This window comes from Pseudomonas baetica (assembly GCF_051216495.1).
GTDB lineage: Bacteria > Pseudomonadota > Gammaproteobacteria > Pseudomonadales > Pseudomonadaceae > Aquipseudomonas > Aquipseudomonas baetica_B.
The window spans coordinates 127,204-138,559 of the sequence record NZ_JBPKAM010000001.1 but is presented as its reverse complement, the minus strand read 5'-3'; the positions used below and the strand labels follow the sequence as shown (position 1 = coordinate 138,559).

At 55.0% G+C, this 11,356-nt stretch carries 9 protein-coding genes; 1 reads left to right on the top strand and 8 read right to left on the bottom strand.

Going from position 1 to position 11,356, the window contains the following annotated elements:
- Positions 1-4: 4 nt before the first annotated feature.
- The 8 genes from ACSFE6_RS00680 to ACSFE6_RS00645 form a co-directional block, all read right to left on the bottom strand.
- Entirely contained in the window at positions 5-778 is a 774-nt protein-coding gene (locus ACSFE6_RS00680; RefSeq protein ID WP_435425834.1) for an SDR family NAD(P)-dependent oxidoreductase, read from the bottom strand.
- Positions 775-3,240: an efflux RND transporter permease subunit gene (locus tag ACSFE6_RS00675; protein ID WP_435425833.1), complete on the bottom strand. Its 2,466-nt coding sequence runs from the start codon at positions 3,238-3,240 to the stop codon at positions 775-777. Before ACSFE6_RS00675 ends, ACSFE6_RS00680 begins: the two co-directional genes overlap by 4 nt.
- A gap of 3 nt (positions 3,241-3,243) precedes the next feature.
- Entirely contained in the window at positions 3,244-4,302 is a 1,059-nt protein-coding gene (locus ACSFE6_RS00670) for a WD40/YVTN/BNR-like repeat-containing protein (RefSeq protein ID WP_435425832.1), read from the bottom strand.
- Between the two features lie 56 nt (positions 4,303-4,358).
- Complete coding sequence (locus ACSFE6_RS00665; RefSeq protein WP_435425831.1) at positions 4,359-5,726, bottom strand: DUF1329 domain-containing protein; 1,368 nt, start codon at positions 5,724-5,726, stop codon at positions 4,359-4,361.
- 14 nt (positions 5,727-5,740) lie between these two features.
- Positions 5,741-7,423, bottom strand: coding sequence for a DUF1302 domain-containing protein (locus ACSFE6_RS00660; protein WP_435425830.1), 1,683 nt, complete (start codon positions 7,421-7,423; stop codon positions 5,741-5,743).
- Positions 7,424-7,504: 81 nt separating this feature from the next.
- Complete coding sequence (locus tag ACSFE6_RS00655) at positions 7,505-8,626, bottom strand: FAD-dependent oxidoreductase (RefSeq protein WP_435425829.1); 1,122 nt, start codon at positions 8,624-8,626, stop codon at positions 7,505-7,507.
- Between the two features lie 96 nt (positions 8,627-8,722).
- Positions 8,723-9,121, bottom strand: coding sequence for a Rieske (2Fe-2S) protein (locus tag ACSFE6_RS00650; protein ID WP_435425828.1), 399 nt, complete (start codon positions 9,119-9,121; stop codon positions 8,723-8,725).
- 3 nt (positions 9,122-9,124) lie between these two features.
- Positions 9,125-10,066, bottom strand: coding sequence for a VOC family protein (locus ACSFE6_RS00645; RefSeq protein ID WP_435425827.1), 942 nt, complete (start codon positions 10,064-10,066; stop codon positions 9,125-9,127).
- Positions 10,067-10,339: 273 nt separating this feature from the next.
- Here ACSFE6_RS00645 and ACSFE6_RS00640 point away from each other — a divergent pair, with 273 nt between their 5' ends.
- Complete coding sequence (locus tag ACSFE6_RS00640; protein WP_435425826.1) at positions 10,340-11,287, top strand: LysR family transcriptional regulator; 948 nt, start codon at positions 10,340-10,342, stop codon at positions 11,285-11,287.
- Positions 11,288-11,356 lie beyond the last annotated feature (69 nt).

Genomic DNA, 11,356 nt, shown 5'->3' with positions numbered 1-11,356 from the left:
TCCTTTAGTTTCCATCACCGATGGTGGTACCACCATCGACGATAATGTTCTGACCACTGATGAATGCACCGCCTGGCGCGGCAAGTAAAAGTGCCAAGGCGGCTACTTCTTCCGGGCGCCCGACGCGGCGCAATGGGGTGAGCGCAAGGCGGCGTTGCATCACTTCGGGGTTATCCGTTAGTGAGCGTGCAAATTCGGTTTGAATCACTCCGGGGCTGATTGCATTGACGCGAATGTTCTTAGGGCCCCACTCGACGGCGAGATTACGAGCGAGTTGTGCAAGGCCTGCCTTGGATATCCCGTAAAGCCCCAAGGCTTTGTTTCCACGTACACCTGCAATGCTCGACATTAGAACGACGCTGCCACCCCCATGCTCGGCCATAGCAGGAAGCAAGTGGTTGGTAAGCCAGACGCTACTGCGCAGATTGACGGTCAGCGTCAGATCCCAATCAGCATCGCTGGCGGTTGCGATCGAACCAAAGTGGGGAGCCACGCCGGCGTTGCATATCAAAATATCGATATGCCCCAACAGCGCCAGAGCCTGCTTTGCTAGCTCAAGTACATCTGACTGATGACGCAAATCAGCAGCCAAAGGAAAGGCTTCGATGCCTGAGTCGAGCAGTTTGTCCGCTGTAAGCTTGATCTCTTCAATGTCTTCGCTGCTAATAATTAACTTGGCGCCTGCACGCCCCAGCTCCCAAGCAACGGCGAGCCCGATTCCTCGAGTTGCCCCAGTTATTAACGCTGTCTTTCCGGCGAGTGAAAACAATTCGCTCATGCTGCACCTGTTTGCGTTTTGTAAAAGCTGCGGCCGTGATTAACATCTTCCAGGGTGGATGGCTCCGAGTTCGGAACCTCCTGTTCTTCCACCGCGCGTTGTGGGAGTAGGAAGTAAGCCAGTGCTGGCAGTAGCACGAGGGCGCCGACCATGTTCCAAACGAACATGAAGGCAAGTAGTACACCCATGTCTGCCTGGAACTTGATTGGAGAGAAGATCCACGTGCCCACGCCGATAGCGAGAGTCACACCAGTCAACATGACCACCTTGCCGGTGAAGAGAAGCGCTTGGTAATAGGCCCTCGACAAGGTTGCGCCTTGGCGGAGCTGGGCTAGCACGATGCTCATAACGTACAACGCATAGTCGACGCCGATGCCTACACCAAGGGCGATGACGGGCAGGGTGGCGACCTTGACGCCCATTCCCAGGGCGACCATCAACGCCTCACAAAGAATGGATGTGAGCATGAGAGGAAGTACCGCGCAGAGCACAGCTCTCCATGATCGGAAAGTCACAAGGCAAAGCAGGATGACAGCTCCGTACACCCACCACAGCATGTCGTGGTTCGCTTGTTTCACGACGATGTTGGTCGCCGCTTCAATGCCGGCACTACCGGCGGCTAGAAGGAATGTGGCTTCTTCAGAGGAGTTGCTCTTGGCAAAGCTTTCAACGTTCTCGACCACGTTTGTGAGCGTGTCAGCCTTGTGGTCTTTGAGGTAGGCATAGAGCGTCAGTAGGCTGCAGTCATCGTTGTACAATCCGCGTGGTGCACCCGCGGTCACCATGTTCAAGGTCGCCTGGTTGTTTACCAATTCGTACCACTTGGGGTTACCCTCGGAGAGACCGACCAACACCCGGCGATTCAACAAGGCTAGAGAGTTTGTCGAATCGACACCGTCAAGTCCGCGAAGCTGCCAATCCAAGTCGTCAACTCGCTTCAGCGTGCTGTACGCTGAGCACTCACCGGCGCGAGTCTTCACCATCACAGCGAATACGTCGCTGCTTGCGCCGTAGTGCTGTGTTATGAACCCATTGTCACGGTTGTAACGAGAGTCGGGGCGAAGCTCTGGAGCGCCAGCATCAAGATCGCCAACCTTGAGCTTCAGGCTTACTGCGTAGCCGCCGCAGGCCATGAGTGCCGCTACGATTACGCATACCGTTGCCCAACGCTTGCGAGTGAAGACATCTAGAAAACGCCATACAACATGCTTCTCTTCGCCACACATCTCGGCTTCCTCACCGCGGAGACTGCGCCGAGCCGCTTTTGGGCTAACGCCAATGTAGGAGAGGAGTACTGGGAGAAGGATTAAGTTTGTGAAGATGAGGACGGCTACTCCGAGACTAGCGATTACTGCCAGATCCTGGATCACCTGAATCTTGATGATCATCAGAACCGCGAACCCCACCGCGTCACACAGTAATGCTGTAAGACCGGCCAGGAACAATCGGCGGAATGTAAACCTCGCAGCCACAAGACGGTGCATCCCGCGCCCCATGTCCTGCATGATGCCATTCATTTTTTGTGCGCCATGGCTCATGCCTATAGCGAACACCAGAAACGGCACCAGAACCGAATACGGGTCGAGCTCATACCCGAGCAGTGGCAATAAGCCCAACTGCCAAATCACTGCGACCAAAGAGCAGGTCACCACCAGGAAGGTGCTTCTTACGCAACGGGTGTACCAATAGAGTACTGCCGCGGTGATCAGGATTGCAGCGGCGAAGAACATCAGAATCTGTTTGAGACCATCGATGAGATCTCCGACTACTTTCGCAAAACCGGTGATGTGGATCTCAACACCTTGTGCTTGGTACTTGGTACGAAGCTTTTCTATCTCATGAGCGAAGACTGTGTAGTCCAACAGCTGACCATCGGGAGTTCGCTCCAGCAGCGGCACGTACACAATGCTAGAGCCTTGGTCGAAAGCCACCAGCTGCCCGATCTCGTTGGAGCGCTCAATGTTACGCTTGAGGGATTCCAGACTCGCAATGCCGCCGTCGTAGCCATCGGGAATCACCGGGCCGCCTTCCAGCCCTTCCTCGGTGACACCAGTCCAGCGAGTAGATGGCGTCCACAGCGACTTCATTGCTGCACGGTCAACCCCCGGAAGCAGATACACCTCATCGCTAAGTTGCTGGAGAGTGTGCAAATAATTTTTGTCATAGATGCTTCCCTCCGGGTTCACTACCGCAATCCGCACAGCATTCCCAAGGCCAGCCAGTTCCTGGCGATGCTCTAAGTAGTTGACGATGTATGGATGCTCACGCGGGATCATTTTCTCGAAGCTGGCATTGAGCGTCACGTTTGTTGCTTGCCATGCCAGCAGAATTGTCGCGACCAGGCAAAGTAGAACAACCAAGGCACGATGGTTAAACAGAGCACGCTCTAGTACAGAGCCAGAAGTGCTGTCGAAATCGTCGAGACTGCCGGTAGACGGAGTAGGGGAGGTCTTTACGTGCATGGCTCAGTCCGCGATTTTGGAGGAGGAAGAAGGCGCTAACCGCCGAGCGCCGGCCATACCAACGGCGACCAAGGCGCCGTCAGATGTCTCACTAACAGAGGTCAAAGGAAGTCCTTCGGATACGGCGATTGGCTGGAAGCTCAGATCTGTAAGTCCGCTTCGTAGGAGCATGCCGGCCTGGTTGACCAGCAACAGGTTTTGACCAGCGATACGAATTGCATTGAGGGAAGCAGGAATGGGGTTATCGACGGACTGGAAGCTGATGCCACCGTCATCAGAGGAGAACAGCTTGCCTCTCAGACCACCGACCAGAATCCTCTTGTTGGGAAGAATTGCAGCGGCAAAATAACTGCCTTCGTAGGGCCCCTTAAGGGGTTCGAACTTGAGACCGTTATCGATGGATCGCAGCAGCAAACCTTGCTCACCGGCAATGATGATCTCATTACCGTTGCGAGCCATCGCATAGAGATGGAGTCCTCGCGGATTTGGAAGATCAGCCATCCAAGACTGCCAGGTAGTGCCTCCGTCCTGAGTCATCAGAGCAAGGCCGTAAGCCCCAAGGGCAACGCCGTGTTTTGCATCAACGAAGTTAACCACCAGCAAAGGCTTGTCGGCACCGTCGGCCGACAGCCTTTGCGCTGCAGCGATTCGACTTGAATTCCCAGAGTATTCGGCTGCTTTCAACTCAATGGCAGCCGCTTGCTTTCCATCCAACTGCAATTGCCAGTTTTCCCCGCCATCGCTGCTATGCAGCACGACACCGGAGTGACCCACAGCCCAGCCATTCTTGGAGTCAACGAATTGCACGCTGGTCAACGTTGTGCTGACGGGACTGGCAGACTGTCGCCAATGTTGGCCGCCATCATCGGATAGCAGCACAACACCGCGTTCGCCGACTGCAACCAGCCGCGAACCGGCTTGATTGACGTCTAGGAGCACTGCATGCAGTGCTTGATACCCGAGTACCGCCTTCTGGGAAAGGACATCTACGGTATCTGCTGCCCAGACTGGCAGCAACGAGCAGCCTGCGGCCATTAGCAAGCCGGAGAGTATCTTTTTCATCGCACACAACCTTTTTGTTCTTATTTGAAGCAGGCGGGACTTACGCCCCGCCAAGATCACCGAACGCCTTCACCCGCCATCGCGTCGGCGGTAAATACCGAGTCCTTGTAGGGCGGCACAATGCGGTACTGCTCGTTTTTCCCCGCAAAAACATCGCCGACGAACCATGCGCCGGAGAGCAAGTCGTAAAAGCCGGTAGTCACTGACGCAGTGCCTGGGAGGTCGGGCAGAGCAACTGGCGAAGTCCACAACACTTTTGCGAGCTGTCCCCTGGCGTCGTAGCGATCACCAAGAACGGCAGTCCAAGTGTCTTCGTCGAGGTAATAGGTACTCTTCGGCATAACGTGTCGAGCACCGTTCTTCAGGGTGGCTTCAACTACCCAAACACGGTGTAGCTCCCAACGCACAGCGTCGGATTTCATATGGTGCTCGTCGAAGAGTGCTTCGGGGCTGGAGGCGGTAAATACCCGGTTCGAGTTGTACGGGATGTACAGCTCTTTCTTGCCAACCAGCTTCCAGTCGAAGCGGTCAATGCGGCCAGTAAACACATTGACCTCGTCGAAACTCATCACCCCTGCGGTTGCAGGAGTCGGGGTGTCGCAGCAGGCGTTAGGAAGGCGGCGCACTCGGCGCTGACCAGGGAGGTACGTCCAGGCAGTGGTATTATCGGCGTTTATGTTCTCTAGACCCGTGATTGCCTCGCCAGCGCGCAATGGTGGGCCGTCGTTTGTCATCCGGATTGACCAAAATACGCCCTTGTCACTGCTGAAGCCGGGAAGGTACCAAGGCATTTGCAGATCTGCCCGGGAGTCGTTCGTCAGAACATGCTTTCCGTCCGCTGTGGTGAGGTACTGAGAGAAATTGGCGTGCCACGAAGCTCCGCGCCAACGCAGCAGGTGGTTCCAGATAGCTTCTTCACCATTCTGGGGGATCGGGAACGGAATACCGCCAGCAGCGCCTGCAGGCATGAGCCCGGCAGGGCCGTTCACCAGTTTACCGCCGGTGGCATTCGCGAAAGTAGCATCGTAAATGGACTGAGGAGCAGCAGCACTGCGACGAGTTTGGTACACCACGACTTTGTAGCTGTCTGGGTACTTTTTCAGCATGGCTTGGGTGCCAGCCGACAACTTATCGGCGTACTGAGCCATGTTCTGGGCAGTAATGGTCACCTGCGCGTGGTCGGCTGCGAATGGATCGCTGCGCTTACCGCCGTCCTTGTATGATGGATCGGCTTGGGTGAGACCGCCTTTCCACTCGGGAATACTACCGTCGGCATTTCCGGCGCGTTGTGCACCAAACGGAGTCAGCGTCGACTTCAATTTGGCCGCTTCATCGGCGGAGACTGCGGCCATTGTTCCGTGAGCAAAAAACAGCGAGGCACTCAAGGCAGTGAGCAGGGATACAAATTTCTTGTTGTGTTTCATCGAATGTTCCTCGATCAGAAGGTGCGGCCGACAGTGAAGGCGATGAAGTCGCGGTCTTTGAGCGACTGTTCGAAGGTGTAGTGATTGTTGGCATCCAGGAAGGTGTTTTCCGGGCCGTAGAAGTGCGTGTACGTCAGACCCAGATTCCAGGTGTTCAGATAGTTACCTTTAAGACCGATGTTCATGTCACCCCCGTGATCAGCACCAAAACCGGTTCCCAGCGCTTCGGAGGCGCCGTTGGTGTAGCTCGCTCCGATGGGCACAGACAAATCCAGGCCCGGTAGGAACTGGCGATACATTGGTTCGTAAACAAGTCGGAGACTGGTCGCGTCGCGGTCTGCGTTCGGGTCGATGGCATCACTGTTTTTGCTGACACTCATGACTCTGTTCCACGCAATCTCACCGAGGAAGTTGGCTTCCGGTGCGATGAAATTTGGTTCGAGACTGGAAAGCCAGGAGATGTTTGCGTGCAATGTTCGCCCCGTCGCATACAGAGGATCATTGTCGTTGTTGATCGCCTCGCCTGGCGCGAGCGTATGCTGGTTGGTGGAAGCCAAAGGCTGGTTCCAGCGAGTGGAGAGCTCGCCAGCAATGTTGTAGTTGCCTAATGTGGTGGAGAAGCTCGCGCCAAGAGACTCGATACCTTCCGGATAGACCCAGTAGTACTCGCCGGCTTTACCCGACTGAGGGTTCAGATTAGCGAAGTCTGGACGCACGTTTAGCTGAGGGTTCTTATCATGGAAGCGAATGGCATAGACGCCCCAGTCCACCGACTCTGTACGCCAGCGAAGTTGAACACCGCCTTGCCCCGAGTCCTTCGCCTCCTTGTCATTGCCATGAAAGAAAGCCAGCGGTTGGGCACCCGGAAATAACGGTGCACCAATGAACAAGCGCTCGTTACCATCGCCGAAGCTGTCGGAGCTTGAGAAGTAGCTACCAGCGGCTGGGAGGCGGTTGGCTTCCCATTCGAACTGGTAATACGCGCCGATGGATACATCTGGCGTCAGTTGGAGCTGGCCAGAGATCTGTTGGACTGGACGGATCAGTTCCTTGAACTGGGTGTTGGGTACCGACAAAGCCTTAACTACATCAATTGGCGCCATGCCGCCGGCGATACCATTCATGCCGTAAAAGAGACTTTCGCCCCACTGCATTGCGTATTGACCGACCCGTCCCGAAGCTTGCATTTCGCCGATTTCGGTCTTACCGAAAATGAAGGCATCCAGGAGCTCACCCTTACGACCATGAAGGGTACGGGTATCATGGGTGAACTCGTCGTAGGCGACCGAGTAGCTATTGGCGCGGGTCGGATCATTATTGTCGGTGCCGCGGTTGTAGACGTCGTCATACCATGTGGCTCCGCTCACGCGAGCACCGACGTTTTGGTACGTGATATCCATTTCAGAGAGCAGATCCAGGCGATTGGAGATAAGGCCTTTGTCGAAGTTGCGATCGCCGTCATCTTGGTTCAGCGCTGTTTGGCCTTCGATCAGCTTGTCGCTCTGATCTTTTGTACGCCATGCCGCACTGTATTTCAGGGCGTTATCCCAGCGTACTCGAAGGTCAGGGTTCCCCGTATCGAATTCAAATGCGCGAGCATCAGGCAGCCCTGCAGTGATTGCTAGTACAGAAATAGCGAATGCCAGAGGCTTGAGTGGCGGCAACGGCCGCGTGGGTGCGCGCTTGCGAGACAGCATTTAAGTCACCTCATTATTGTTTTTGTATGTCAGTGTTGGCTGCGAACGGGTGCGCCACAGGTTTGGCGCACCGCCGCGATATCAGATGGGGCGTGCAGTAACCTCCAGCATTTGCTTGACCAGGGCTATGCGGTCGAACTCGCGGTCTTTCTGCATTTCTTTTTCGCCAGCGAACAAAGACTTCTCGCTGATGAACTTGCAGCGCCCGAATCGACGACCCATGAAGCGCTGCAGCTGTTCAGCTAGAGTTCCGCCGGAGGTGAGTTCCTCGCTCAGAACGATGGCGTCCTCAATCGCCATGCCAGCACCTTGGCCGAGGTGTGGAGTAGTGGCGTGTGCTGCATCGCCTATAAGGAGAACGCGAACGCGAAACCAAGGCTCATCGACGAACACGGCCTCAAGCGGCTTGTAAACAACTCGCGAGTTGTCAGTGATCTGCTCACGCAATTTCTCGATCAAACCTCCAAAGCCGGAGAGGCGCTTGCGAAGCTCCTCTGCCAGGATGCCCTCATCCATCCAGGGATTGCCCGGTTCGTGGGAGGTGGTAAAGAGATACATCAGGTCATCGGCTAATGGGACGAGGCCTGCATTGCCGGAAGGGCCTTGGTAGTTGGCGAGATGATCGATTTCAGGTGTGCGAGGAAAGTTGTAACGCCACACGGATTGCCCGGTAAAGCGAGGTTGGTATTTGTCGCCGAACAACAGGCTACGAACCTTGGAGTACAGACCATCAGCACCAACAACCAGCGAGTAACGAGATCTGCTTCCATCGCTTAAAAGCACATCAACGCCATCCGAGTCCTGATCAAAACTTTCAATAGAGGCGCCTAGGCGAATGTGGGTACCAAGTTCGATAGCAGTTTCGCTGAGTACCTTGTGGAGAGCGCGACGGGAGATGCCAACGTTGGCTGGATAATTTGGCCCGGCAAGGCGCTGACCTGGAATTCGAGCCAGAGGCACACCATCGGTGTTGTAAATGCCGACATCTTCAAATGCGTATGCGGCGTCAAGGTAGGCATCGAGCAGGCCAAGCTTCGCCATTTCGCGAACGACGTTACTTTGCTGGATGATGCCAACACCGTAGACAGTCCATTCGGTTTTGAGCTCGACCAGGTCGACCTCAATCCCTTTACGACGCAATGCGATAGCAGTACACAGACCACCTATACCACCACCAACAATCAGCACTTTTGCAATATTCATGAAATTACTCACGTGTTGTTCTTGTTCTCCGCATCCTGAGTTGATGCGGCCGTTATTCGTGCTTGGGTCGAGTTTCCCGAGCGCAGAGGGATTTGACTAATCGAGTCCTCGGATGCGACCTATCGCGCCGCGAGATACCTCAATTGGTTGGCCAAAGTTATCTATGCAGAGGAGAAGCAAACCCTCCTCGCATCGAAATTTAAGAGCTGTTAACGATTGCCCTAGGCAGGGGCCGAATACGCACTCACCGGTCTCCGGCATGAATTGCGCGCCATGTGCGTAGCAGATGACTCGCTGCCCATTAGCAGATAGAAATCGATCCTTTCTGTATTCCAGAGGCACATCGAGGTGAGGGCAGCTATTGCTGTAAATCCGCACCTCCCCCCGATGCAACAGAGCGAACACGGTGTCGCCGCCTGACTTAAAGGGATCAAAGCCGCGCGCGTGGCCTTCTTTGAGTTGATCGAGAGGGCATAGCGCTACGCTACGATCCACGACTTAGCCCTGCTTCGGCGGTGGGCTGCCCGGAGCCCATTTTTCGCGAGAGGTGAAGAGGAACAACTGCGAATTGTCTGCGGACATCGGAGCCTGACGAGCCGCCCAAGCGTCATCGTGCTTGTCCATGTCGGCGTCGTATTCGATGTGACAACCCAGAGGGCTGTTGAAATACCAGAACCAATTGGAACCGAACAGGTGGCGACCAGGGCCCCAGAAGCTCGTCCATCCCTTCTGTTGAAAGCGGGTACCCGCGAGAAGGACTTCTGTGCCACTGCCCATGTGAAAGGTGAAGTGCTCGCAGCCTTTCATGTGAGGAGGGGTCTGAATCATGAATAGGCAGTGATGGTCATCCATGCCATTTGTTCGCATGAAGGGGCCGACACCAACGAAGCTATCTGTGGTGATGAAGCCCAGTCGATCTCGGTAGAAAGCTTCACCTTTTGCTACGTCAGGGACGAAGTAAACGACGTGTGAGAGTGTCCGTGGGCGGGCATCCATCTCAGGCGTAATACCCAGTTGGTTTACCGGGCGTTGTGGCGCGCTGCCTGGGGCATTGGTTAGGTCTGCTGGAGCATTGAATTGGCGACGCCAAGAGACCTGAAAGGCAATAGCGAAACCAAGGTCATCTACTGTATGCAGAGTGCCGTTCGCGTCGCGACGCACTTCGCGATCCCGGCTCAACTCATCCTCGATGGCAGCGAGATCAGAGGAGTTTTCTACCCCATAGATCGTTTCACGCAGTGAAGGCGCCGGGCCCATTGCTTCAGGAAGATCTGGATCCTCGGGACGACGGATGATGATGGCTGATCCGTCCAAGGCCTCAAAGTGGCCTCCGTCGGCGTCCAGGTGTACTGCGGTTAGTCCGTAATCACGAAGGCAATCAGCGCAGGCTTGAAGGTCATCGACGCCAAATACCAAGGCATCAAGGCCAAGAATGTTCATGGCTACCACTCCATTGAAATTATGATCCGACCGAAAGGCCGGTGGTGGTGTCTCTGCGGTAGGCATGCCGCATGACTGGAGTGGAGAGTGCTGTCGGAGTTAGTTGCTGACTAATCGCGACGTGGGATGCCTGCCATCTGAAAACTCAATACATAGCTTGAGAGCCAGCTAGCTCGGGACTATTCGATAACGAGGTTGTAGGTTCTCTTGACGTATCGAGATTGTCGGAAGAAGGTATCTCAAAAATAACTACAATATCGGAGATGCATCGTTATGCGATTTCATCACTTGGATCTGAATCTTCTGGTAGCTCTGGACGTGCTGCTGGAAGAGCAGAATATTACGCGTGCTGCTGAACGCCTTCACATGACCCAGTCCGCTACGAGTGGTGTACTCGGGAGGCTCCGTAAGTACTTTGAGGACGACCTACTCGTGCAGGTAGGTCGGTCAATGCAACCCACTCCCTATGCCCTTGAGTTGGCAAAGCCTGTACGTGAGGTGCTACTGACGATCCGGTCTTCCATCACAGCGAAACCCGTTTTTGATCCGGCATCCAGCAAGCGGCATTTCCGCTTGGTCACGTCGGACTATCTAATCAGCGTGCTGTTTGCTCAGGTGATTCAGCATATACACCAGGAGGCTCCGGGGATCACATTTGAGATGCACCCACCCGGGGAGCAAGCGGTGGAGATGACTCTACGAGGTGAGATTGACCTGATGTTTGTGCCAGAGCGCTATCTCATTGAAGGGCACCCATCTCAATTGCTTTTTGAGGAAGAGCACGTTTGCGTTGTTTGGAGTGGTAACACTGCGGTCGGCGAGGTGCTGACGCTGGAGCAGTACATGGAAATGGGGCATATCTCCGTCGGATTTGGTCGTTCGCGCCAACTCAGCATTGAAGATTGGTTTATGAATCAATATGGCTTCAAACGTCGACTTGAGGTCATCACCAATGACTTCAACACGCTGCCGCAGCTGCTGGTGGGCACGCACCGAGTTGCCACTATGCACCGCAGGCTGGCCGAGCTGTACTCGCGTTACCTGCCGCTTCGCATCCTTCCGCCCCCCGTCAAAATTCCAGTGATGAAGGAGATTATGCAGTGGCACCGCAGCATGGATGGTGATCCCATGCATCGCTGGCTGAGAGAGACAGTTCGAGATTTTATTCAGGCGCTCGACCAAGCCGGTGAGCAAACGAAGGAGACCGTGACGCTCCGTTGAGTCACCATCATTCACGCCCTATCTTTGCACGCGTAATCCGAAAGGAACGCGCGGAGTCTAGCTTCGGCA